The organism is Pseudomonas sp. ADAK2 (assembly GCF_012935755.1).
In the GTDB taxonomy this organism is placed as follows: Bacteria; Pseudomonadota; Gammaproteobacteria; order Pseudomonadales; family Pseudomonadaceae; genus Aquipseudomonas.
Genome location: NZ_CP052862.1, coordinates 513,677 through 538,227, shown reverse-complemented (window position 1 = coordinate 538,227; position 24,551 = coordinate 513,677). Strand labels below are relative to the sequence as shown.

The 24,551-nt window shown below is 60.9% G+C and carries 12 protein-coding genes and 1 pseudogene; 5 read left to right on the top strand and 8 right to left on the bottom strand.

Annotated elements, in window-relative coordinates; genetic code table 11:
- Positions 1–114: 114 nt before the first annotated feature.
- Positions 115–1,773, top strand: coding sequence for a nitrite/sulfite reductase (locus tag HKK52_RS02465; protein ID WP_169369176.1), 1,659 nt, complete (start codon positions 115–117; stop codon positions 1,771–1,773).
- Positions 1,757–2,251, top strand: a complete 495-nt coding sequence (locus HKK52_RS02460) for a DUF934 domain-containing protein (protein ID WP_169369175.1) — start codon at positions 1,757–1,759, stop codon at positions 2,249–2,251. The genes HKK52_RS02465 and HKK52_RS02460 overlap by 17 nt, the downstream gene beginning before the upstream one ends.
- A 75-nt stretch (positions 2,252–2,326) precedes the next feature.
- On the opposite strand, the gene HKK52_RS02455 is transcribed toward HKK52_RS02460, so the two are convergent.
- The 3 genes from HKK52_RS02455 to sohB form a co-directional block, all read right to left on the bottom strand.
- Positions 2,327–6,091: a dermonecrotic toxin domain-containing protein gene (locus tag HKK52_RS02455; protein ID WP_169369174.1), complete on the bottom strand. Its 3,765-nt coding sequence runs from the start codon at positions 6,089–6,091 to the stop codon at positions 2,327–2,329.
- A gap of 44 nt (positions 6,092–6,135) precedes the next feature.
- A complete protein-coding gene (locus tag HKK52_RS02450; RefSeq protein WP_169369173.1) occupies positions 6,136–11,001 on the bottom strand; it encodes an NEL-type E3 ubiquitin ligase domain-containing protein in 4,866 nt (1,621 codons plus the stop codon).
- Positions 11,002–11,224: 223 nt separating this feature from the next.
- The gene (gene sohB / locus HKK52_RS02445; protein WP_169369172.1) at positions 11,225–12,247 is read right to left on the bottom strand and encodes a protease SohB; all 1,023 of its coding nucleotides are present in this window, start codon (positions 12,245–12,247) and stop codon (positions 11,225–11,227) included.
- Positions 12,248–12,455: 208 nt separating this feature from the next.
- Between sohB and HKK52_RS02440 the strand changes: the two genes are divergently transcribed.
- From HKK52_RS02440 to HKK52_RS02430, 3 genes are all read left to right on the top strand, one after another.
- Complete coding sequence (locus tag HKK52_RS02440; protein WP_169369171.1) at positions 12,456–13,166, top strand: histidine phosphatase family protein; 711 nt, start codon at positions 12,456–12,458, stop codon at positions 13,164–13,166.
- Between the two features lie 64 nt (positions 13,167–13,230).
- Complete coding sequence (locus tag HKK52_RS02435) at positions 13,231–13,545, top strand: SCP2 sterol-binding domain-containing protein (RefSeq protein ID WP_149658176.1); 315 nt, start codon at positions 13,231–13,233, stop codon at positions 13,543–13,545.
- Positions 13,546–13,840: 295 nt separating this feature from the next.
- Positions 13,841–15,679, top strand: a complete 1,839-nt coding sequence (locus HKK52_RS02430) for an amidohydrolase (protein ID WP_169374160.1) — start codon at positions 13,841–13,843, stop codon at positions 15,677–15,679.
- Positions 15,680–15,777: 98 nt separating this feature from the next.
- On the opposite strand, the pseudogene HKK52_RS02425 reads toward HKK52_RS02430, so the two are convergent.
- The 5 genes and pseudogenes from HKK52_RS02425 to HKK52_RS02405 form a co-directional block, all read right to left on the bottom strand.
- Positions 15,778–17,361: pseudogene (locus HKK52_RS02425) on the bottom strand (ABC transporter ATP-binding protein).
- A 14-nt stretch (positions 17,362–17,375) separates the two neighbouring features.
- Entirely contained in the window at positions 17,376–18,398 is a 1,023-nt protein-coding gene (locus HKK52_RS02420) for an ABC transporter permease (RefSeq protein WP_169369170.1), read from the bottom strand.
- Positions 18,398–19,462: a microcin C ABC transporter permease YejB gene (locus tag HKK52_RS02415; RefSeq protein ID WP_169369169.1), complete on the bottom strand. Its 1,065-nt coding sequence runs from the start codon at positions 19,460–19,462 to the stop codon at positions 18,398–18,400. Before HKK52_RS02415 ends, HKK52_RS02420 begins: the two co-directional genes overlap by 1 nt.
- Positions 19,449–21,299 carry an extracellular solute-binding protein gene (locus HKK52_RS02410; RefSeq protein ID WP_169369168.1) on the bottom strand — a complete coding sequence of 617 codons (1,851 nt, stop codon included), beginning with the start codon at positions 21,297–21,299 and terminating at the stop codon, positions 19,449–19,451. Before HKK52_RS02410 ends, HKK52_RS02415 begins: the two co-directional genes overlap by 14 nt.
- Before the next feature lie 211 nt (positions 21,300–21,510).
- Positions 21,511–24,396, bottom strand: coding sequence for a TonB-dependent receptor (locus HKK52_RS02405; protein WP_169369167.1), 2,886 nt, complete (start codon positions 24,394–24,396; stop codon positions 21,511–21,513).
- Positions 24,397–24,551: the final 155 nt, after the last annotated feature.

The window sequence follows — 24,551 nt, the reverse complement described above, 5'->3', positions numbered from 1 at the left end:
CTCCGTAGGGAGTGCGCGGCCGTGCGCGCAGAATTGCCGAGGCAGTATCGGAGACTTCAGCAAGCGAAAAACGCAACTGGAACCGACCGGCCCAAGCCTGAGAACAGGACTTATATGTACGTATACGACGAGTACGATCAGCGGATCATCGAGGACCGCGTCAAGCAGTTCCGTGATCAGACCCGACGCTATCTGGCAGGCGAGCTGAGCGAAGAAGAATTCCGCCCCCTGCGCCTGCAAAATGGCCTTTATATCCAGCGTTTCGCCCCGATGTTGCGGGTGGCGGTGCCTTACGGCCAACTGACTTCGCGCCAGACGCGAATGATGGCCAAGATTGCCCGCGACTTCGACAAGGGCTATGCCCACATCAGTACCCGGCAGAACGTGCAGTTCAACTGGCCGGCGCTGGAAGACATTCCGGATATCCTGGCAGAACTTGCCACCGTGCAGATGCACGCGATCCAGACCAGCGGCAACTGCCTGCGCAACGTCACCACCGACCAGTTCGCCGGTGTCGCTGCCGATGAGTTGATCGACCCGCGTCCATGGTGCGAAATCGTCCGTCAGTGGACGACGTTCCACCCGGAATTCGCCTACTTGCCGCGCAAGTTCAAGATCGCCATCAACGGGTCGACCTCCGACCGTGCGGCCATCGAAGTCCATGACATCGGCCTGGAGCCGGTGCACAACGCCGCAGGCGAGTTGGGTTTCCGTGTGCTGGTCGGTGGCGGCCTCGGCCGTACCCCGGTGGTTGGCGCGTTCATCAATGAGTTCCTGCCGTGGCAGGACCTGTTGAGCTACCTCGACGCTATCTTGCGGGTCTACAACCGCTACGGCCGTCGCGACAACAAGTACAAGGCGCGGATCAAGATCCTCGTTAAAGCGCTGACGCCTGAAGTCTTCGCGCAAAAAGTCGATGCGGAAATGGAACACCTTCGCGGTGGCCAGACCACGTTGACCGAAGCCGAAGTGCATCGCGTCGCCAAGCACTTCGTTGATCCGGACTACAAGGTTCTGGACAACCAGGCCCAGGCGCTGGCCGACCTCGACAAAGAACACCCGGGTTTCGCCCGCTGGCGTACCCGTAACACCCTGGCGCACAAGAAGCCGGGCTATGTGGCCGTGACCCTGTCCCTGAAGCCGACCGGCGTTGCGCCGGGTGACATCACCGACAAGCAGCTCGACGCCGTGGCCGACCTGGCCGAGCGTTACAGCTTCGGCCAACTGCGCACCTCCCACGAGCAGAACATCATTCTGGCCGACGTCGAACAGTCGCAACTGTTTGCGATGTGGGGCGAATTGCGCGAGCAAGGTTTCGCCACGCCGAACATCGGCTTGCTGACCGACATCATCTGCTGCCCGGGCGGTGATTTCTGCTCCCTGGCCAACGCCAAGTCGATCCCGATTGCCGAATCGATCCAGCGTCGTTTCGACAACCTGGACTACCTGTTCGACATCGGCGAACTGGACCTGAACATCTCCGGTTGCATGAACGCTTGCGGTCATCACCACGTCGGCCACATCGGCATCCTCGGGGTGGACAAGAAAGGCGAAGAGTTCTACCAGGTCTCCCTGGGTGGCAGCGCCAGCCGTGACGCCAGCCTGGGCAAGATCCTCGGCCCGTCCTTCGCCCAGGAAGCCATGCCTGATGTGATCGAGAAGCTGATCAACGTGTACATCGAACAACGTCACGAAGATGAGCGCTTCATCGACACCTATCAGCGTATTGGCATCGACCTCTTCAAGGAGCGCGTCTATGCAGCGAATCATTAAGAACAACGAAGTCGTCGACGAAACCTGGCACTTGCTGCCCAAGGATTTCAACATCGACGAGATCAGCAACTGCGACGACCTGATCGTGCCGCTGGCGCTGTGGCGCGAACACGGGCGTATGCTCAAGGCCCGCGATGGCGGCCTGGGTGTGTGGCTGGACGCCGATGAAGAAGCCGAGGAAATCGGTGAAGACGTGGACAACTTCCAGGTCATCGCCCTGAACTTCCCGGCCTTCACCGATGGCCGCAACTACTCCAACGCCCGTCTGCTACGCGACCGTTATGGTTTCAAGGGCGAACTGCGGGCGATTGGCGATGTGCTGCGCGACCAGTTGTTCTACCTGCACCGCTGCGGTTTCGACGCGTTTGCCATTCGCGCCGATAAAGACCCGTACGAAGCCCTTGAAGGTCTCAAGGACTTCTCGGTGACGTACCAGGCCGCCACCGATGAGCCGCTGCCACTGTTCCGCCGCCGCTGATCGTTGAAAAGACCTTGAGCCCCGGCCTGTGTGCCGGGGCTCAAGGTTTTTTTTCGCCTGGCGTAAAACCTGGTGCTAAAGGGTCGTATTTGAAGCCTGAAAGTCAGCGATGCGTTCCTCCAGCTTTGCCAGTGACGTAAGCGGGTCATTCCCATCAATCGCCGACCACAGCGACTCCAGGAAGATGTGGTCGCACAGGGCCGGTGACGCGTCCATTGCCTCCACCATTCGCCAGACCCGTTGTTGCAGCGCTGCGTAGCCCACCTGGAAATCGGCGGTGCGCCGGATCACCTCCAGCGTCCCGAAAAACCGCCCACTGCCCTCCTTCACTACCAGGCTTTGCCAATGCGACGCCTGTAGCGCCGTTTGCTGGGGTGAAAACCCCACAAGCCACGCGTCCGGCCGGAGCACATCGCGACTCGGTGGCCCCATCCACACGTTAAATCCATGTAGTTGCCGATGGGCCACCACCCAATGCAACGTGTCGACATCACTCAACGGGTTACCCGCCAACAACAGAATATCCGGGCTCACGGACTGTTTTCTGACCGCCTCGGGAATCCGCGTGATCAGGTTGTCACGCAGATCCAACCGTTGCAGATAAGGCTGATCGTGAACACCCACCGGACAGACAGTGATCTCGGTGGAACGCAGGTTCAACCGCCGCAAGGCCGGCATCTGCAGGACCATGGGCGGCACATCGAGCGGGTTCTCACTCAGGTCGAGTTCTTCAAGGCGGGTCAGCTCGCCGAGCTTGCCGGCGGTTTGCTCGGTCAGCGTCAATCCCGTCCCCCTGAGGTTAAGGTGGGTGAGTTGCGTCAACCGGTAGATGACCTCGGGCGGCTGCGTGTTCCAGCCACCCTGCGGCTGCGCAATACGCAGGTCGGTGCCTTGCAGATCCAGCGTGCGCAGATGGGGGAAACTCTCCAGAAACCCGGTCAGGCTCTCACGTTGCGTCAACTCGAAATCCGCGAACGACAACTCCACGACATCCTGCAGCTTGACGCTCAGTTGCGGCAGGCTGTGCAACTGATCGAAATCCAGGTTCAGGCGAAAGCCGACCAGTTCGCCTTCGACATACACGTGAGTGTCCGGCTCGCTGCGCCGCTGCCACAGCGCTTCCAGCTCAGTGGCCAGTTCCACTCTGGACTGACGTTCATAGGCCATGGCGTCACTGATGCGCGTGTCATTTTCGTATTCAAGCTCGTGGAGGCTCATGCCCTGGGCCTCCTCATCCTCCGGCTCCAGCAACTCGATGTCCAAATCCTCGGCATCGTCTTCGACTTGCTCAATCCATTCCGACAGGTCGTTACGCAACTGGTACAACTGAAAGTTGAGGCTGGCCAGCCGGGTCTGGACGCTGGTTCCCCAGCGCTTGATGCAGGCCTCCACTTCTTCTGCGGTCATGCCCGGATAAAGCTCCTTGAACTGCAATTTCACGATATCCAACGACAGCGTTTCGCCTTGAGCCGTGTTCGGAAAACCACCGCCGCGCAAGCCGAGGCTGTCGAACGGCATGCCTGCCTCCATTCGCTGTAGCCCCAACTCGAATTCGGCGCGGGGCAAGGCCGACTCACGGAGCTTGAGCTGCAAGTCCTGGAGTGCGCTGTCCGGGTGCAGGCCCAATGCAGAGCGTTCTGGTGGCGTAAGCGCATTGAGCAGTGAGTTCTGGAAATCCAGTGAGCTGCCTTGCCTGAACAGTTGACGGGCAGGTCCCATGCCCTGCGGACCGATGCTGTCCACGACCTTCGCCGAAGCACTGTCGAGCAGTTCGATCCGGGCCTGGAGCGACCATCCCGGCAATCGTTGCAGCGAATGCAGCGCCAGCACGTCGCTGTCGGCACTTGCGACCGACCGCAGGTAAAGACCTTCGTAGGCACGGGTCAGGCGCACATGCAACGCGTACTGCCTGGCCTTGCTGCTCATCTGGCTTAATACCCGCGTGGCATCGGCCGGGGTATGGGGTGTTCCGATGTTCACGCCGGCACGGTCGAGTATCTGTTCAATCGCGTTTTTCGGCAGCCCGGGATAGTGCTGCTGGAACAGCTTGACCCAGGCATGATCCGAACGTTGGAGCGCCGCATAACGCTGCTGGAATTGCTCGACACTCTGCACCTCCCGGTCGATGCGAAACCGGGCGATGGTGTCCGCCAGGATCGGCGTCGGCGGTCGGCGCCCTTCCTGCATCAGTTGCAGCAGTTCATTGTCGATGTCGCAGACGTGGCCAATCTGGCGCAACGCTTCGTCGCTCAACGACTCGACCTCGGGGCCGAGGCCACGCAGGAGGTGCAGCCGCAGGTCGGCCGCGACCGACGGTGCAGATTCTTCGATCGTCGCGGTAAGCGGTTCTTCGATCACCTCCGGCACGTGGACACTGGCCGAAGCGCCAGATTCTTCAGTCCTGATAGCCGCGCCAGCAACCGGCAACGCATTGAGCAAACCGAACACCGTACGGGTGACCCCGGCAGAGCGCTCATCCGGCGTCTTGCCCGCCACGGCCTGCTCCAGGCCATAACCGGCATCGATCAACCCGGCGAGGGCCAGCAAGCTCTCGCCGCCGGGAACGAACAAGGCCAGGGGCGCAAAGCGATTGATCCATTGCACCACCGGTTCGACCACGGCACTGAGGTTGTCACGATTGACCTGGGCATCGTCGCGGATATCGTCGACGCTCGCCTCGGCAGCTTGCTTCATCACTTGCACCCAGTGCGTGAACGGGTCAGTGACCTCGGTCGGCGCCTCCAGGTGAATGTAGTCATGCGCCGGCCAATAACCATCGTTGTTGAAGAAACCGTGGCCCTTTTTCAGCCGGTATCGCCGGGGGTAGGTGGCCATGCCCTCCAGCGCGGTCAGCACCCCGGCGTGGAAGGTGCCGTCCTCGCGGTCATCCTCGGCAAAATGCGCGGCCAACGCTTGGCGCCGGGCCGGGGCGCGAGCGATTTCGACCACCCATTGATGCAGGGCCGACGGATCCGAGAATTCCTGGAACGGCGATGAATTACCCGGAACATAGAGCACGATTCGTCCGGATGCCTTGTCTTTGAAGCTCCAGATATCGGTGCTGAGGTAACGATAGATCGACAAGCGTGCCGCTTCGATGGATGAATCAATCGCGGCCCGAACCTGCATCTGTCCAACCGTCAAGCTGTCCCATGTCTGTTGCCGGCTCAGTCCCGCAGCGCCTAATGCCAGAGCGAGCCCTTCCGCACTCAAGCTGTTTTCCCGGTGTTGTAACCAGGCCGCCATCACAAACGCAGCCTTGACGGCCGTGCGCAACGGATAGGCATCGGCGGCGAGCAGTGCCGTGTCCTCGGGCCAGGCATCGCGCACATAAGCGCGGTACAAGTCCTTGAACTCCAGCCTCCAGACCCACTGCTTGAACTCGGCCGGTTGCAGGGCCAGTTGCGTGTCCGGGCCGTAGCGCTGCGGGGCGGTCTGACGGTATATGCCTTCATAGTCACGAAAGCCGCCACCGGGGTTGATCGACTCGTCAATGTCGACGATCCGCACCATGGGCCCCGTCGCGGGCGGGGTGTACAGCCCGAACGCGGTTTCGCCGAAGCGTCCGGCGCCCACGGTCTGGTAGTTCCTCAGCAATGCGTGAACCAGGCTTTGCGAAGTTCGGACCTTGCCCAGGTGCACATCCCCAATGGCCGGGTAACCATAAAAATCGTAATTGAGATCTACCAGCAATGCTTTCGCCGGCTCAATGCCCCAGCGTTGCTCGATCAACTTCGCCGCGTATTGCGCCGGGGTCATGGGCAATATGTGGTCGAGGGCCAGGCTGGCGATGCCCTGCCGGTCGGTTGCGATCGGCGCGGGTTGTTCAAATGTCTTCATATGCAATCCTTGCACTGTTCAGTTTTCCAATCACCGGTGCGCGCTCAGCCGCCCGGCGTAACCGGTAGCGCAAGCCCGGGATGCCTTTGCAGGGCGTGTGATGTTAAACGCCGGTAGAATACCGCCCGCTCATTGGCAAAGTTGGTGACGATACCGTTCATGCTTTGGGTGAACTGCTCACGGGTGTAGTTCTGCTGGCTATCCAGATGCGCAAAGGCCGCCGCCGCACGTATGACCATTTCGTCAAATTGTTCGCGATGGGCGCTTTCCAGGTATTCGGTCCAGAAATCCTGGTCCGTGACCCAGTCAATCAACTGCGTGGTGTGCTCGGCCTTCACCACTTCGCTGTACACCCAATCGAGGGTCTGCGGGATGACCTCGACACCCAGGCGGAAATTCATCTCCAGAGGCTGCGCAGGCAATTGCAAGCGTTCGGCCAGGCCAATCCGATACGCCAGGCTGATCTCCATCGCCTGTTCATCCGTGACCGGCCCGGTGCGTCGGCGCGAAATAATGTTTTTCAGGGCCAGCTTCTCGACGGCCTGTAGCCGGAACAACCCGCGCAACAGTCGAGTCAACTCACCTTCCACGGTGTCGACCCCGCCCCGGGCGGCGGCCAGCGCCCGGTAGCACAGCACCCGAACGTGCAGGTCACTGAACAATAAGGTATAGCCGTCGACACTGATGCGGCCGGTGTCGGCCATGCGAAACAGCGCTCGCCTCAGGACATCGTCTTCGGCCGCCGCCGAGACCACATCCCACACCCGTTGGCTCAACGAGCGGTAGACCATGCGGAAATCGGCGGTATAGCGCAGCCGCGCCAACAGTGAAAAAAAGGGGCGGCCTTCCGGGTAGGCCAGCAGCGCACTCCACAGCAAGCGTTTCTGCACCGCGTCCTCAGCGCTCACGCCGGTCAGCCACGTGGAACTCATGGTCATGTCCGCCACGACCTCGACCAGTGCCTGCGCCTGCCCGGTGGCCGCCAGCCCGAGGCTGATTTCCGTGGTCAGTTGATAATTGACCACCCGCTGGACGGTCTCGGGGCTCAGGGGATTACCGGCAATGTCCGTCCCGTTGTTCAATCGATTGGAAGCGGCGTAGACATCTTCAGGGATCTGGCTGATGCGGTTGTAACGCAGGTCCAGGACTTGCAATCGGGGCAATCCGGTGGCGCCGGGCGGCCATTGATTGATGCCCGTGCTGCGTAAATCCAGGCGTTTGAGTTGGGTCATTTGCGCGACATTGGGCGCCAGGTTCAAGGTTGGGTTATTGCTCAAATTGAGGGTCTTGAGGTGGGTCAACCCGGCCAGCTCATCGACCGAAGCACTGGTCAGCCGAATCTGGTTTTCACTCAAGTTGAGGGTTTCAAGCAGGGGCATGTTGCCGATGGCCTGGGCCAACCGCGTCAGTTGATTGCCGACCAGCGACAACTTTCGCAGCTGTTTGAAGTTATGCAGAAAGCTGTTGAGCCCGGCGCTGGCGCCCACGCGATCCATGACCAGCGTCCCGACATGGCTGAAATCCCCGGTAATGAGCGGCAGCTCTCCCACTTGCAAGGGCGGCAACACCAGCTCATACAGCTGACCATCGAGGCTCAGCCTGCTGGGCGTTTCCCTGCGCCAGCAACGGATGATTTCCCGGGACGCCCTGGTTTTGGCGAGTGCCGACACTTTGAGCCGCGCGCCATCCGGTGCGTGATACCAGGTGTCGCGCATGATCCAGTTTTGCAGCACTTGCCGAATCGTCAGAAACTCGAGCCTGAGGCTCTCCAGCTTCCTGGCGGCCAGTACCTCGACCGAGCCCAGACCGGTCAGGAACAGATCAATCTGTTCCGGTGAATGGGTGGGATACAGCTCCTTGGCACGATGGATCAAGGCCGACGATTTGGCCGGTGGCGTCAGGGGCACGGAAGGCAACCCATCAGGTGCCGCGCCGAACAAGGGATCAGCCAGGCGCATGGGCGAGACATAACCGGCGTGCCGGAAGGCGATGCCCAGGACCTGACCGGCCATCCCGCGGCGTTCCAGCGCCAGCGCCGTGATCTTTTCCCGCAATGCCACGCCACGCTCATCCGCCGCCACGCCCAGCGCCGCGCGACGCGTGGGCGTCAGGCCTTCCCAGAGCGCCTGGAAGTAATGTTCACGGGTCCGTCCGGGAAGGTAGCTGCGGGTATCGTAATTTTCGTCGAGGACGTCGTAGCGATCCGGGTGGGCGTTCATCAACAATTTCTGCGTGGCATTTTCCGAACCCAGGCTGGCGACGTCCTCGGTGTAGAACGACCACTCCAGCAAGCGCAGATAAATATCGCCCGTCCAGCCGGGCAGATGCTTGAGGGTATTGAATACCAACCGGTCGGTATCAATTCCGCCGGCAGCGCTCAGATACAGCCCCTCGTAGGCCCGGCCGATGCGCACCACCTGCTGGAAGCGCCGGGCTTCCTCGGCCAGACGCAACGGTACTTTCCCGGCATCCAACTCATCCCACTCGACGGTGTCGGCATAATGGACCAACTCATCAAGCACGCTGAGCGGCAGGTCGGGGAATTGATGGCGCAACGGCGTTGAGCGACTGCCCTGCGCGGAGACGCCGCGCTGATACAGCCAGGTGAACAGCGTCATCCGTTGGCGATCGGCCTGTTCCGCCAGCACCTTGACCAGAGCCTCGATCTGTTCAGCCGGCACCAGGGTGGTCGTGTCCAGCAGGCTGGCCCGTTCTGTGGCGCTCAGGCCGGCCAGCAGGCCGGGGTAGAATTGCCCACTCTGAACCTGCGCCTGAGTCAGCGTGAGGGTGGTTGCCGTGGTCGTGGCGTCTTCGTGGGCGAACGCCTCAACGGCCCTCCCTTTGGCATCGACCACTTTGATGCGCAGCTGTTTCGGCCATTTCTTCAGGGTCATCAGTAAACGAAACTGCAGATCCGTATCGGCGAATGCGGAGGTTGTCGCGCTGTTCAATTGCTCGATAAAACGGATGACCTGATCATCCACCGCAAAGCGTCGAACAGTGTCGGTCAATACGGCCGGTGGTTTCATGCCGTCGATCAGTACCCGACGTAAAATGCGCTCGTCGATGGCGCTGACCGAGAGGATTTGCAGGGCCCGGGCATCCGGAATGTCCTGCTCCGGGTACCCCATTCGGCGAAATAGCCGCAGTCGATCCCATTCCTGAGGCAATTCGGAATCGTGGCGCCAGGCACCGGCGTCGTTGGTTTCCAGTCGCGGTGCGTAAGCTTCTCGGATGGTCGGCCCCATGACTTCCCACAAGCCAGTATCCGGCTGTGGGCGAACGGCATACACCTCCTTGCCGACAGCCAGATACGCTTGATCGTTGAACCAGCGCAGCCCCCGTTCATCGGCCTTCAACCAGGCGGGCAGCGTCATGTTCTGGCGATAAGGCAGCAGGTCCGGCTTCCACAGCCGCTCGTTGTCACTGGCCAGTCGGACCTGTCTCAAGCGTTCGACAAAACGCGAACCCCTGACGGTCAGGTAGGTCATTTTCGCCGCCCCCACACCGGCGGCCAGTGCCGTCATGACGATGAGGTTCTCCAGCGTATCGAAAAAGTAGTCGGTGGCCTGTTCCTGCTCCCCGGCGGCCCAGCTCTCGACGCCGTGATAGACACTGAGCAACAATTGGCCCGCGGCCAGCGCCATCAATATTTCACCCACCACCGGGATGAACGAAGCACCGAACACCGCCAGATCGAGGCCCAGTTCCTTGTAGGCTTCGTGCCGGGCCAAACGGGTTTTCTCGTCTTCGTCATCGGTGGGCACCACCAATTGCCGCGCGTCCGCCATCACCTGCACCACCCGCTGACGGTAGAGTTCGGCAAACGGATCGGCCGCGATCGTGAAGGCCATGACGGGAATGTAGGCCGTGGCGGCAGGGAGTAGCCAATTCGCGCCACCTCTCAACAGACGTGTCTTGAGCATGGTTTTAAAACCGACCCGATCGGACAGCGTAATAGACCCGCTGATAAACGATCCGAAAGTGTCGGTGCCAAGTCGCTCGCTGACAGCGAATTCCATTCGCCTGTAGCTCGGGTATTGCTTGAGCGGCTGCTCCGGATCCCCCGGCAGATACAATACGCAGGGGTTGTCGACATACGCCCCGTCGCTGACCGCCACGAACAATACCGCGCCGTGCAGTGCATGCTCCATCAACTCCAGTCGCTTGCAAGCCACGGTATGACTGCCGAGTTTGATCGACGGAATGTTTTCCAGAACCTGCCCGAGCATCTGAAAAACCTGTTCATCGATATGCCCCTTCATCAACGCCATTTGCCGATCGACATCAAGACGACGCCGCCAATGCACCACGCATTTTCTACGAACTTCACCGTTATCGGCATACGGTTCGAACACGCTGTCGAGATGCGTCTGATATTGCTTGCCCAAGTCCAGCGTACGACATAATTCTGCGAATTCATGGGGCTCGATCGCCAGGGCTTTATTGCCTCTTCCACTGACCCGTTCCGGTTGATAAATCAAGGATTGTTCATGGTAGTTGGCAGCCAGTGTTTCACTGGCTTCAAAGTTTTCGCAGGCGGCGGCCAACAAGTCTCTATCGATGGGCAATACGAGTTTTTTTCGAAGCCCGAGCAAACTTGAAGTTGAGCGGACATGTTGAAAAACAATGCCTCTTATATCCAGAGGCTCTCCCAACTTATCGGACATGGCTTTAGCCAGCAGCGGCGTACAGAACTGTTCCGGGCTTTTCAAGCCCGCCGTGGCCTTGACCGCATCGGCGCGGGAGTGATGACTGGCCACCAGGCTGGCGTGCAGCGCCTTGCGCCTTTCGGCCGTGGCGGTGAACAGCCATTGAGGAAACTGTTTACGTTTGAAGAATTCGAAAAAGACGCCTTGTTCTTCCGGCGTCATGGCCTGAGGTGTTTGATCATTTGCGGTTGAAGACATATTCAGCGAGCCTTGCGACTGATAAGAACAGCCAGTCTATCGACCGACTTTCCAAATAAAAGCGCTAATAGCCGATAGGAACTTCCATCTTCAAATCAACAATTCAAACTTAAACAATACATAGATACCACCTGCACTTTTGTTACTTGTGCCGTCCTATCAAAAACTTATCTAACGCGCATAAAAAAGCCCGGCCACTTGAGTGGCCGGGCTGCTGTTGGCGTTACCAGAAACGCTGTTGGGTCAGGCGACTCCACCAGTTCAGCAACACGCGGTCGATGGAACCGCTGGCCGCCAGGCCGACGCGTTCCTGAAGGCTTTTGCGTTCGGCGTAGTGCAGGTGGTACAACTCCGCACCCTTGGCGCGTTCGGAGAGGTATTCGTCACTGGTCTTGAGTTCGTCCACCAGTTGTTTGTCCAGGGCCGCCACACCGAGCCAGACTTCACCGGTGGCCACTTCATTGATGGCCAGTTGCGGGCGATAGCGCGACACGAAGTTCTTGAACAGCGCGTGGGTGATGTCCAGATCTTCCTGGAACTTCTCCCGGCCCTTCTCGGTGTTTTCGCCAAACACGGTCAGGGTGCGTTTGTACTCGCCGGCGGTCAGCACTTCGAAGTCGATGTCGTGCTTTTTCAGCAGGCGGTTGACGTTAGGCAGTTGCGCCACCACGCCGATGGAACCGAGGATGGCGAACGGGGCGCTGATAATTTTCTCGCCGATGCACGCCATCATGTAGCCGCCGCTGGCCGCGACCTTGTCGATGCACACGGTCAACGGCACACCGGCATCACGGATACGCGCCAGTTGCGACGACGCCAAACCGTAGCTGTGCACCATGCCACCGCCGCTTTCCAGGCGCAGGACCACTTCGTCCTTGGGCGTGGCGAGGGTCAGCAGTGCGGTGATCTCGTGGCGCAGGCTTTCGGTAGCCGAAGCCTTGATGTCACCGTCGAAATCCAGCACGAACACCCGGGATTTGGCCTCGGGTTTCTTCTTCTGTTTTTTCTCGGTCTTGGTCTGGGACTTGCGCAGGGCTTTGAGCTGATCCTTGTCGAGCAAGGATTGCTCCAGGCGTTCACGCAGGCCTTTGTAGAAATCATTGAGTTTGCTGACCTGCAACTGGCCGGCCGACTTGCGCCGACCTTTACTGCGCAATGCCGCGAAACTGGCCAGGACCACCAGAATGGCGATCACCAGGGTCACGGTCTTGGCCAGGAAACTGGCGTACTCGGCAAAAAACTCCACACAGGACTCCTTCAATACAATGCGCCGCTTGAAAACGCGCGCGCGGGATGGCTCCAGCATACCCATGCCCCGCCTTTGGGGCCAGCCGTGAAACCTCTGGCAACAGGCCTGTAACGGGCATTTCAAACAAGCGTATGTTTTTTCATTGACAGCTCACGGTCATCCTCATAACCTCGCCAAACCTTCAACGTACCGGGATGACGCGGACGTGGGCAGCATCTACTTGATTCGACATGGCCAGGCCTCCTTTGGTGCAGACGACTACGACGTCCTGTCGCCGACCGGTATCCGCCAGGCAGAAATCCTCGGCCAGCACCTCGCCGGGCTGGGTATCAGCTTCGATCGCTGCCTTGCCGGGGACTTGCGTCGCCAGCAGCACACCGCCACCACCGCGCTGGAGCAATTCGCCGCCGTGGGCCTGTCGACGCCGACCCTGGAAACCGATTCCGCCTTCAACGAATTCGACGCCGACGCGGTGATCCGCGCCCTGCTTCCGGCCATGCTCAAAGACGAACCGGAAGCGCTGGACGTCCTGCGCAACGCCGCACAAAACCGTGCCGAGTTCCAGCGTATCTTCGCCCTGATCATCGAGCGCTGGCTGGCCGGCACCTACGACACGCCGGGGCTGGAAAGCTGGCTGGGTTTTGTCGAACGGGTCCAGGCCGGGCTGAACCGCATCCTAGAACTGGCGGACAACACGCAGAAAATCGCCGTGTTCACCTCCGGCGGCACCATCACTGCCCTGCTCCACCTCATTACACAAATGCCTGCTCGCCAGGCGTTTGAACTCAACTGGCAAATCGTCAACACCTCGCTCAACCAACTGAAGTTCCGTGGTCGCGAGGTGGCTCTGGCTTCCTTCAACAGTCATGCGCATTTGCAACTGCTGAAGGCCCCGGAACTCATCACGTTTCGCTGAGTCCGGACTATTGTGACCCTGGCTGTAATCACCCAGCTCTAATTACCCAAGAAAGGATCGAACCATGACCTCCGTAGCTGATGCCGTACAAGCAATGAAAGCCAAGTTCAACCCAGCCGCCGCTGCCGGTCTGGACCTGGTCTTCGGTTTCCGCATCGACGAATCCAAGCACTTCTCTCTGATCGTCAAGGACAGCACCTGCGAACTGAAAGAAGGCGAAAACCCGGACGCCCAGGTCACGCTGGTGATGGACGCCGAGACCCTGGAAGGCATCGTCGACGGTTCGACTGACGGCATGCAAGCGTTCATGGGCGGCAAACTGCGCGCTGAAGGCGACATGATGCTGGCAATGAAGCTGTCCGAGCTGTTCCCGTCGTAAGATGACGGCTCCCCGCTTCGGGGAGCCTCTCTGGCTGCACACGAATCCCGCCCCTTGTGGCGGGATTCGTGCGTTTGGGCATCGGGAAATTGATTTGCGGTCTATATTCCTTCTGGCCGCATGCGTCAGACATCGGCTGTTCAATCCCGGTTTTTTCATGAAGAACTGAGCGGAGAACACTGCCATGAGCCCACCTGACGACCACGACGGATTCAATCGCCGCCGTGTACTGCAAGGCCTTTCGGCAGGCGCCGTCGGTGCCTGGGTCAGCCCACTATTCGCAGGGAGTAAAACCATGCCCGATGCCCCGGCCGATCTGATTCTGTACAACGGTCGCTTGCACACCGTCGACCGCAAGAAACCCCAGGCCAGTGCCGTGGCGATCAAGGACGGACGCTTCGTGGTGGTCGGCAGCGATGCCCAGGCCATGGCCCTGCAAGGTCCGGGCACGCAGATCATCGACCTGCACGGGCGCACGGTGATTCCCGGCCTCAACGACTCGCACCTGCACCTGATTCGCGGCGGCCTCAATTACAACCTGGAACTGCGCTGGGAAGGCGTGCCCTCGCTGGTCGACGCCTTGCGCCTGCTCAAGGACCAGGCCGACCGCACGCCGACGCCGCAATGGGTGCGCGTGGTCGGTGGCTGGAACGAATTCCAGTTCGCCGAGAAACGCCTGCCGACGATCGAAGAACTGAACAAAGCCGCGCCGGATACGCCGGTGTTCGTCCTGCACCTCTACGACCGCGCCCTGCTCAACCGCGCCGCGTTGAAAGTGGTCGGCTACACCCGCGACACGCCAAACCCGCCGGGCGGCGAGATCGTCCGCGACTCGAATGGCGATCCGACCGGCATGCTGATCGCGCGACCCAACGCGATGATTCTCTACTCGACCCTGGCCAAGGGACCGAAACTGCCGCTGGAACAGCAAGTCAACTCCACCCGGCAGTTCATGCGCGAACTCAATCGCCTGGGCGTTACCAGTGCCATCGATGCCGGCGGCGGTTACCAGAATTACCCGGACGATTACCAAGTCATCCAGCAACTGGCGGACGACAAGCAACTGACGGTGCGCATCGCCTACAACCTCTTCACGCAGAAACCCAAGGAAGAATTGACCGACTTCAAGAACTGGACCAGCACCTCCCGTTACGGCCAGGGCGACGACTTCCTGCGGCACAACGGTGCCGGCGAGATGCTGGTGTTCTCGGCGGCGGATTTCGAGGACTTCCTGGAGCCACGCCCGGACCTGCCGCAAACCATGGAGCAAGAGCTGGAACCGGTGGTGCGTCACCTCGTCGAGCAGCGCTGGCCGTTCCGTTTACACGCGACCTACAACGAATCCATCAGCCGCATGCTCAACGTGTTCGAGAAGGTCAATCGCGACATTCCGTTCGATGGCTTGCCATGGTTTTTCGACCACGCCGAAACCATCACCCCGCAGAACATCGAGCGGGTCAAAGCCCTGGGCGGTGGCATTGCGATCCAGGACCGCATGGCGTTCCAGGGCGAATACTTCGTTGACCGCTATGGCGCCAAGGCCGCCGAACACACCCCGCCCATCGCCCGCATGCTGGCCGAAGGCATTCCGGTCGGCGCCGGCACCGATGCGACACGGGTGTCGAGCTACAACCCCTGGACTTCGATGTATTGGCTGGTCAGCGGCCGCACCGTCGGCGGCCTGGAGTTGTACCCGCAAGGCTTGAGCCGCGACACGGCGCTGGAACTGTTCACCCATGGCAGCGCCTGGTTCTCGTCCGAACAAGGGCAGAAAGGCCAGATCAAGGTCGGGCAATTGGCGGACTTGATTGCGCTGTCGGCGGACTATTTCCACATCGAAGACGAAGGGATCAAGTGGATCGAGTCGGTGCTGACGATTGTCGACGGCAAGATTGTCTATGGCAGTGTCGAGTTTGAAAAACTCTCGCCACCGCCGATCCCGGTAGTGCCCGAGTGGTCGCCGGTCACCAAAGTACCGGGGCACTGGAAACCGTTGGCCGCGCAGGTTCACCACTGTGTCGGCGCGTGCGCGGTGCATGCCCATAGTCACCAGCGGGCGCGGTTGTCGTCGGCGCCGGTCAGTGACTTCCAGGGGTTCTGGGGGGCGTTTGGCTGTTCCTGTTTCGCCTTCTAAACACGAAACCTTGCAGGAGCGAAGCTTGCTCGCGAACGCGTCGTCACATTCAACATCAATGCTGACTGACATGACGCCTTCGCGAGCAAGCTTCGCTCCTACAAGGGGCTTTGTGCGAACGACGCGGCCAACAACTCCCGCGTATACGGATGCTGCGCTGCACCAAACAGCTCGGCAGTAGCGCCGCGTTCCAGCACCTCGCCATCCTTCATCACGATCAGATCATGGGCCAGCGCCCGCACCACGGCCAAATCGTGGCTGATAAACAGATACGTCAAACCATGCTCCTCCTGCAACCGGCGCAACAAACCGACAATCTGCTTCTGCACCGTGCGATCCAGCGCCGAGGTCGGTTCATCCAGCAGGATCAATTCCGGTTTAAGCACCAGCGCCCGAGCGATAGCAATACGTTGCCGCTGACCGCCGGAAAACTCGTGGGGATAGCGATGTCGGGTGGCCGGGTCGAGGCCGACTTCCCTCAGCACATCGATCACCGCTTGCTCGCGCTGAGCGGCATTCATGTCGCTGTGCACCTGCAAGCCTTCGGCGATGATCTGTTCCACACTCAGGCGCGGGCTGAGGCTGCCGAACGGGTCCTGGAACACCACCTGCAAGCGCTTACGCAGGGGCCGCAACTGCTTGCCGCTGAGCGACTCCAGCGCTTCGCCCCGGAAACGAATGCTGCCCTCGGATTCAATCAGCCGCAAAATCGCTTGGCCCAACGTCGACTTACCCGAACCCGACTCGCCGACAATGCCCAGGGTCTTACCTCGTTGCAGGCTCAAGTCGATGCCGTTGACAGCTTTGAGATACGACCTGGGTCGCAGCCAGCCGCCGCCCAACGGAAACCAGACTTTCACATCACTGACCGCCAGCAATGTCTCGGCATCGTCCCGCCACAGCGCCGTGCCACCCGGCTCGGCATTCAACAACTCAACGCTGTAGGGATGCTGCGGCGCGCTGAACAACTGCTCGCAAGACGCCTGCTCGACGATCACCCCGCCACGCATCACCGCCACGCGCTGGGCGATGCTGCGCACCAGATTCAAGTCGTGGCTGATGATCAGCAGCGCCATGCCCAAGCGCTGTTGCAGCGCCTTGAGCAGCAGCAGAATCTTGCGTTGCACCGTGACATCCAGCGCGGTGGTCGGCTCGTCGGCGATCAGCAACTCGGGTTCGCACGCCAGGGCCATGGCGATCATCACCCGTTGCCGCTGGCCGCCGGAGAGCTGATGCGGATAGGCCTTCACGCGACTTGCTGCATGCTGGATGCCGACCAGTTACAACAATTCCAGAATCCGCCTGCGCGCTGAAACACCGGCCAGGCCCTTGTGCAACGCCAGGGTTTCACCCAGTTGCCGCTCGATTGTGTGCAGCGGGTTCAGCGAACTCATCGGCTCCTGGAAAATCATCGCGATGCGATTGCCGCGCAGTTGCCGCAGGCGTTTGGACGACGTGCCCAGCAACTCTTCACCGGCATAACGAATGCTGCCGTCGATCCGGGTGGTCGAAGGTTCGAGCAATTGCAGGATGCTGTGGGCGGTCACCGATTTGCCGGAACCGGACTCGCCTACCAACGCCAGGCATTCACCGGGGCGGATATCCAGGTCAACGCCGTGCACCACTTCGCAGCCATTGAATGCGACCCGCAGGTTGCGCAATTCGATCAGGTTATCGGTCATCTCATTCTCCTGACTCAAGAGCGGGGATCAAAAGCATCACGGCAGGCTTCGCCGATAAACACCAGCAACGACAGAATCAGCGCCAGGGCGAAAAACGCCGTCAGGCCCAGCCACGGTGCTTGCAGATTGTTTTTGCCCTGGCCGATCAGCTCGCCCAGCGATGCGCTGCCGGCCGGCATGCCGAAGCCGAGGAAATCGAGTGCCGACAAAGTCGCGATGGCCCCGGTCAGAATGAACGGCAGGTAGGTCAGGGTCGCGCTCATGGCGTTGGGCAGGATGTGCCGCCACATCACCTGCACATCGCCGACGCCCAGCGCTCGCGCGGCTTTCACATATTCCAGGCCCCGGCTGCGCAGGAACTCGGCGCGCACCACGTCCACCAGGCTCAGCCAGGAAAACAGCGCCATGATCCCCAACAGCCACCAGAAATTCGGTTCGACGAAGCCCGACAAAATGATCAGCAGGTACAACACCGGCAGCCCCGACCAGACTTCCAGCAACCGTTGACCGAGCAAGTCGATCCAGCCGCCGTAATAACCTTGCAACGCGCCGGCAACGATGCCAATTAAGGCGCTGGCGGCGGTCAGTGCCAAGGCGAACAACAGCGAGATCCGTGTGCCGAAAATCACCCGCGCCAGGACATCCCGCGCCTGATCGTCAGTGCCCAGCCAGTTCTCCCGCGACGGCGGGCTCGGCGCCGGTTCGGTCAGGTCGTAATTGACCGTGTCGAAGCCAAACGGGATCGGCGCAAACAGCAACCAGCCGCCCTGCCCCTCGATCAATTCGCGCGACTGCAAACTGCGATAGTCCGGTTGGAACGGCAGCTCGCCGCCAAAGTCCTGCTCGGTGTAGCGCTTGAACGCCGGGAAATACCACTGGCCCTGATACGACACCAGCAGCGGCTTGTCATTGGCCACCAGTTCACCACCGAGGCTCAGGCCGAACAACGCCAGAAACAGCCACAACGACCACCAGCCACGCCGATGCGCCTTGAACCGCGCCCAACGCCGCAGGCCGATTGGAGACAATGTCAGCATCAGGCAGCCCTCGCGGTGAAATCGATGCGCGGGTCGACCAGCGTGTAGCAGAGGTCGCCCAACAGTTTTATCAGCAGGCCAAACAGGGTGAAGATGAACAGCGATCCGAACACCACCGGGTAATCCCGCGCCACGGCGGCTTCGTAGCTCATACGGCCGAGGCCATCGAGAGAGAAAATCACCTCGATCAGCAACGAGCCGCCGAAGAACACCGTCACCAGCGCTTGGGGCAATCCGGCGACCACCAGCAGCATGGCGTTGCGGAACACATGACCATACAAGACCTGGTTTTCGCTCAGCCCCTTGGCCCGCGCGGTCACCACGTACAGCCGTGAGATCTCGTTGAGAAAGCTGTTCTTGGTCAGGATCGTCAGCGTCGCAAACCCGCCGATCACCAGCGCGCTGACCGGCAGCACCAGGTGCCAGAAGTAGTCCGCGACCTTGCCCCAGGCCGACAGCTCGGCGAAGTTTTCCGAGACCAGGCCGCGCACCGGAAACCAGTCCAGAACGGTGCCGCCGCCGAACACCACGATCAGCAACAGCGCGAACAGAAATCCCGGCATCGCGTAGCCAATGATGATCGCTGCGCTGCTCCAGACATCGAATGCCGAGCCGTGATGCACGGCCTTGCGAATCCCCAGCGGGATCGACACCAGATAAGTGATCAACGTCGCCCACAATCCCAGCGACAAGGTCACCGGGAGCTTTTGCAGGATCAGATCAATCACCGATGCACCCCGGAAAAAGCTCGAACCGAAATCCAGCCGCGTATAACGCTTGAGCATTAGCCACAAGCGTTCGCCGGCGGGTTTATCGAAGCCGTACTGGCGCTCTATTTCCGCCACCAGTTTCGGGTCCAGGCCACGGGTGGCGCGGGATTCGCCGCCGACCGTCTCGACATGTCCACCACCCACCGCGCCACCAACGCCGATGCCCTGCAAGCGCGCGATGGCCTGCTCCACCGGACCACCCGGCGCGGCCTGCACGATGACGAAATTGACCAGCAGAATGCACAGCAACGTCGGCACGATCAGCAGCAAACGCCGCAGGCTATAACCCCACATGGGAATACTCCTGAGTGCGTTGTTCCATTTGGGTCTGGGTCAGTGCCGACGGGCTGATTTCCCACCAGGTTTCCAGGCCGGCGTCGTACAACGGCGCAATCGCCGGACGACCGAAACGGTTCCACCACACCGTGGAAATCCCCGGCGGGTAATAGTTGGGAATCCAGTAGTAACCCCACTGCAACACCCGATCCAGCGCCCGCGCGTGACGCAACATGCTCGCGCGGTCGGTGGCATGCACCAGCCCGGTGAGCAAGCCGTCCACCGCCGGATCGCGCAGTACCATGTAGTTGTTGGAGCCGGGATCATCCGCGCCGTCGGCACCGAAATAGTTGAACAGCTCGCGCCCCGGTGCCTGGCTCACCGGGTAGCCGGCGACGATCATGTCGTAGTCGCGGCTGCGCACGCGGTTGGTGTATTGCGCGGTGTCGACCTGGCGGATATCGAAGCCGATACCGATCTGCGCCAAGTTGCGCTTGAACGGCAACAACAACCGCTCGAAGCCTTTCTGGCCGTTGAGAAAAGTGAAGTGCAACGGCTCGCCCTTGGCGTTCACCAACTGATCGCCCTCGGGCTTCCAACCCGCCGTCGTCAGCAGTTTCAGCGCCTGCAACTGCTGGCCGCGAATGATGCCGCTGCCGTCGGTGTGCGGCGCCTGGAACACGTCGCTGAACACTTCATCCGGAATCTGGCCGCGCCACGGTTCGAGGATGTTCAGTTCTTCGGCGTCCGGCAGCTGCGTGGCCGAGAGCTCGCTGTGGGAGAAATAGCTGCGCTGGCGCAGGTACATGCTGCGCATCATCTGCCGGTTGCTCCATTCGAAGTCCCAAAGCAAGGCAATCGCTTGCCGTACACGGCGGTCCTGGAACAACGGTTTTTGCAGGTTGAACACAAAACCCTGAGCGCCCTGGGCTGCGCCGGGGGCCAGGTGTTCGCGGATCAGGCGTCCTTGATCCAGTGCGGTGCCGGCGTAGCCGATGGTGAAATTGGTTGCGGAGAATTCGCGGTTGTAGTCGAAGCCGCCGGCCTTCAGCACCTGGCGCGAAACGTCGCTGTCGGCGAAGAACTCGACCCGCAGCGCATCGAAGTTGTAGAGGCCGCGGGTGATCGGCAGGTCGTTGCCCCACCAATTCTTGACTCGCTCGAAATTGACGCTGCGCCCGGCATCCACGGCGCTGACCCGATATGGCCCGCTGCCCAGGGGGGCCTCGAAACCGCCGCCGTCGGCGAAGTTGCGGGTTTTCCACCAGTGTTCCGGCAGTACCGGCAAAGTCGCCAGATCCAGCGGCAGCGTGCGGCTTTCATTGTTCTTGAACACGAAACGCACTTGGGTCGGCGACTCGACGATGACTTCAGCGACATCGGCGAATTGCTGGCGATATTTGAGGCTGCCCTGGGTGGTGAACAGTTCGAAGGTGTAGCGCACGTCCTCGGCGGTGATCGCACGACCATCGTCGAAACGCGCCGCCGGGTTCAGGTAGAAACGCAGCCAGGTGCGGTTCGGGGCCAGTTCCATTTGCTGCGCGACCAAGCCGTAGACGCTGTAGGGCTCGTCCTTGGATCGATAGGCCAACGGGGCGTAGAGCCAGGTGTCGATTTCGGCGACGCCGGTGCCTTTGTCGACATACGGGATCAAATGATCGAACGGCCCGCCCTCCAGCGAGGAACGACGCAGGCTGCCGCCCTTGGGCGCGTTCGGGTTGACGTAGTCGAGGTGCTGGAAGCCCGGGGTATATTTGGGGGCTTCGCCGTAGACCGTGAGGGCGGGTTGTGGTGCGGCGAAAAGGGTTGGGCTAAGCAGCAAGCAGAGGCCCAACAGACAGAATCGGGATGGCATCGGGAAGCAGCCTTTTTATCTTTGGCCGGGTGGGTGTTGCTGCTGGCCCGCGATAGGGCCCTGGCAATCACCACCCCCCCAAACCGTGACAGTCAAATCAGGACACCCACCCTTCCCGCCTGCCTGTTATGTGCAACAGACCTGCGGTTTTTATAGGGCGACAGTTAGAACACTTGGTTCCTAAAACCGGTCCTGACTACGTGGTTTCCAATCAAAAGTTGTAACTGACCCGCGTGTACAACGTCCGCCCAAACGGGTCGCCGTACTTCGGGTCGTAGCCGCTCTGGAAGGTGTAGGTCTGGTTGCTGAACGGCGGTTCGCGGTCGAACAGGTTCTTTACCCCGAGGGTCACGCCCAGGGTCTTGCGCCAGGTGTAAGTGCCCGCCACGTCCCACACGTTGTAGGAGCCGACGTAGTCGTGGGTCTCGCGGTCGGAGTCGTGGTAGCCGCTGGTGTAGCGGTTGGACAGGCTCGCGCCGAACGGTCCGCGGTTCCAGGTGCCGGTCAGGCTGTGACGCCAGCGCGCCACGGCACCGGCCGAGGAAAAGTCACCGCCACGGAAGTCGCCGAGCTTGTCGATGTAGTCGCCCTTGAGTTGCTGCTGATACTCGTAGCGGGTGACGTAGGTGCCTTGCAGGCCGATGCCGAAATCGCCAATCGAAGTGCTCGGCAAGCGATAGTCGAAGCTGACATCGACGCCGTTGGTTTTGATTTTGCCGAGGTTGGCCAGGCCGGTCACGATGTGGTCGATGGAGCCGTCCGGCTTGCGAATCAATCGTTCTGGATACAGTTCAGGATTCTCGAACACCGCCGATTCCGGGAATTCGGCGATCTGGTTGGCAATGTTGATCCACCAGAAATCCAGCCCGGTGGTCAGGCGATCAAAGGGTTGATAGACGAAGCCGAGTGTCACGTTACGCGCGGTTTCCGGGCTCAGTTCGGTGTTGCCGCCCGAGGTGCGGTTGAACTGCTGCGCGCAGTCGCGGTTGGCGATCCCGCCGTTGCTCGGGTTGCCGCCGGCGCACAGGCGCGGGTCGTTGTAGTTGGCGTTGGTGAACGAGGTGAAATTCGGGTTGTACAGTTCATACAACGACGGCGCGCGAAAGCCTTCGCTGTAGGCGCCACGCACCACCAGTTCCTTGAATGGCTGGAAGCGGAACGAGTATTTCGGGTTAGTGGTGCTGCCGAAATCACTGTACTTGTCATGGCGCACCGCGGCGGACAGTTCCAGGCTGTCGAGTACCGGCACGTTGACTTCGGCGTACTCGGCCGAGACGCTGCGATCCCCGGCCACACTGCCGTTGGGATCGACGCCGAGGCTTTGGATGTCGCCGGCAAACTGTGCGAAGTCCTGATGGAAGTCTTCCTTGCGATACTCGCCGCCCAAGGCCAGACCGGTTGGACCCGAACCAAACCAGTCGCCGATCTCGCGGCTGATCCGTCCGTCAATCGCCTTGACCCGACCGACCGCCGTGCCGTAATCACCGTCCACGGCGTTGGCTGCGAGCAAGGCATCCCCCGCCGCCGTCTGCGGGCCGAACGGGTTGATCACGCCGGTGGCAATACCCTGGCTCACAGCGCGGTCGTTGACGTAGCCGTCGAGGATCGAATTGACCACTTTGTTCTGGTTGTACGAAGCGCCGACGTTGTAATCCCAGCCCACCAGGTTCCCGTCGAAACTCAGCAACAAGCGTTGGCTGGTGTTGTCGTCTTCGTGCTGGCGCGCGCCGACATCGGTTTCACGCCAGTTCACGTCCACCGGTTGCGTCGGGTCGAGGGCAAAGCCGCTGGGGCCTGGGGTGACGCCGTTGCCCGGATAGTACGTGATGCCGGGGTTGACCTGATTGCCCATCAAGGTGCCGGGGCCGATCTGCGTGCGGTTTTCGTTGCGCGCCCAGAAGTATTCGAGGCTGACGTTGTGGTCGTCCGAGAGTTTGCCGGTGGCTTTGGCGAAGGCTGAGGTCTTCTCGGTTTCCGGCACCAGGTCGAGGTAATTCCACAGGCTCTGGCGGCAGATGCCGTTGCGCGACAACAGCCCCGGCGCGTTGCACCCGGAACCTGCCAACGGGTTGGTCGCGTTGCTGCCCTGGCTCCAGTTGGCCGGCGATGCGGTGCCGGAGGTGTAATCCAGACCGCGACCAGGCTGGTAGTTGTAGGTGTAACTGCGGTCCTCGGCGGCCAGGCGTTTTTGTTTGTCGTAGCTGACCACGCCGAACACGTTGAAGCGGTCGTCCTCCAGATCCCCGAAGCCCCAACTGCCGCTGAAGTTGTGGCTGTCTCCGCCGCCCGCATGAGTCGGCGTGTCGTAACCGGTGGTGAGTTGGCCGGTGGTCAGGCTTTTCTTGGTAATGAAATTGATCACCCCGCCGATGGCGTCGGTGCCGTACAGCGCCGAGGCACCGTCGCGCAGCACTTCGACCCGGTCGATGGCGGCGAAGGGAATGGTGTTCAAGTCCACGCCGGAGCCGTTGATCGCGCTGGTGGCGTTGTTGCTCAAGCGTCGGCCGTTGAGCAGCACCAGGGTTTTGTTCGGGCCGATGCCGCGCAAGTCCGCGTACGACGCGCCGCCGCTGCTGGAACCCACCGAACGCCCCGAGCCGACCGAGGACTGGTTGGCGGAGATGCGGCTGACCAGTTCTTCGGTGCTGGTCACGCCCTGCTCGCGCAACTGCTCGACCCGCAGGATGGTGATCGGCACGGCGGTTTCGGCGTCCACGCGGCGGATTGCGCTGCCGGTGACTTCCACGCGCTGGAGCTGGGTGGTGGGTTCGGCGAATGCTTTGGCTGAGGACGTTGTCGTCGTTGCGGCGCTGATCACGCCGTCGTCATCTTTCAAACCGCTGCCCTGCAAGGCCAGGGTCAACGCCTGGGCCTGGGTCAATTGGCCGTGGATCGCCGGGGCGTTGATGCCGTTCACCAGGGACTGATCAAAGGAAATCGGCGTGCCGGTCTGGCGCGAAATCCCCAACAAGGTCTGGTCCAGCGGCCCGGCCGGCAGGTTGAAATCGACACTGCTCGCGGCGAGGGCCGGCAGTGTATTCATGGCGAGCAGCAAGGCCAGGGTCAAAGGGGATTTGAGCGGTGGAAATTGAATCATGGACAGCCATCCCTGCGTTTGGTTTATGCAGGGTTGTGGGCTGGCGGGAGGGATTTTATAGAGCGGTGGTTAGACCGTTGGGTGATGAGGTTATGCCGTTTCTGTAGTCGCATAGCGATCGTTCCCACGCTCCGCGTGGGAATGCAGCCCGGGAC

What these genes read in the sequence shown, in the direction of transcription:
- HKK52_RS02435 (WP_149658176.1), top strand. Translation starts at nt 13,231, where the DNA reads ATGACCTCCGTAGCTGATGCCGTACAAGCAATGAAAGCCAAGTTCAAC.
- HKK52_RS02450 (WP_169369173.1), bottom strand. Translation starts at nt 11,001, where the DNA reads ATGTCTTCAACCGCAAATGATCAAACACCTCAGGCCATGACGCCGGAA.
- HKK52_RS02430 (WP_169374160.1), top strand. Translation starts at nt 13,841, where the DNA reads ATGCCCGATGCCCCGGCCGATCTGATTCTGTACAACGGTCGCTTGCAC.
- HKK52_RS02455 (WP_169369174.1), bottom strand. Translation starts at nt 6,091, where the DNA reads ATGAAGACATTTGAACAACCCGCGCCGATCGCAACCGACCGGCAGGGC.
- HKK52_RS02460 (WP_169369175.1), top strand. Translation starts at nt 1,757, where the DNA reads ATGCAGCGAATCATTAAGAACAACGAAGTCGTCGACGAAACCTGGCAC.
- HKK52_RS02420 (WP_169369170.1), bottom strand. Translation starts at nt 18,398, where the DNA reads ATGCTGACATTGTCTCCAATCGGCCTGCGGCGTTGGGCGCGGTTCAAG.
- HKK52_RS02465 (WP_169369176.1), top strand. Translation starts at nt 115, where the DNA reads ATGTACGTATACGACGAGTACGATCAGCGGATCATCGAGGACCGCGTC.
- HKK52_RS02410 (WP_169369168.1), bottom strand. Translation starts at nt 21,299, where the DNA reads ATGCCATCCCGATTCTGTCTGTTGGGCCTCTGCTTGCTGCTTAGCCCA.
- HKK52_RS02405 (WP_169369167.1), bottom strand. Translation starts at nt 24,396, where the DNA reads ATGATTCAATTTCCACCGCTCAAATCCCCTTTGACCCTGGCCTTGCTG.
- HKK52_RS02415 (WP_169369169.1), bottom strand. Translation starts at nt 19,462, where the DNA reads ATGTGGGGTTATAGCCTGCGGCGTTTGCTGCTGATCGTGCCGACGTTG.